Origin of the sequence: Blautia faecis (assembly GCF_027662325.1) — a bacterium.
Taxonomy (GTDB): domain Bacteria; phylum Bacillota; class Clostridia; order Lachnospirales; family Lachnospiraceae; genus Blautia_A; species Blautia_A faecis.
On record NZ_JAQDKY010000119.1, the window covers coordinates 1 to 557 of the forward strand.

Annotated in this window: 1 pseudogene; it reads left to right on the forward strand. The window is 40.2% G+C overall.

Features of this window, described 5'->3' with window-relative positions:
- Window positions 1-34: 34 nt before the first annotated feature.
- Window positions 35-557: pseudogene (locus tag PGQ38_RS20310) on the forward strand (ParB/RepB/Spo0J family partition protein); the annotation flags it as partial.

Sequence of the window (557 nt, forward strand, 5' to 3'; positions counted from 1 at the left end):
GCATATAAGAACTTAACACAGGAGGTTTTGAAGAATGAAAAATAGAAGTGGCGAAAAGATTAAACTGGCAAGCATTGATGAACTGCTGGGTGTGGTAAATGAAGAATCTGCAATGGAGATAGAAATCAGTAAGATCCATCCGTTTAAAAATCATCCGTTCAAGGTGCTGGATGATGAAAAGATGCAGGATCTGGTTGAAAGTGTAAACCGGCAATCGTAAGAGAATTATCGGATGATGATGCCGTGATTGCGATGGTGGACGCTAACATTCAGCGAGAGGAACTGTTACCGAGTGAGAAAGCATTTGCATATAAGATGAAAATGGATGCTATGAGAAGAACAGCAGGTCGTCCGACCAAAGAAAATCCCCGACAAAATGTCGGGAATTATGAGACGGCAGATCTCATTGGAAAGGATAATGGAGAAAGTGGACGACAGGTTCAAAGATATATTCGTCTTACGGAATTAATACCAGAACTTTTAGATCTGGTAGATAAGAAAAAGCTCCAATTTACAGTTGCTATTGATATCTCCTACATCGATAAGGAAGTACAGGG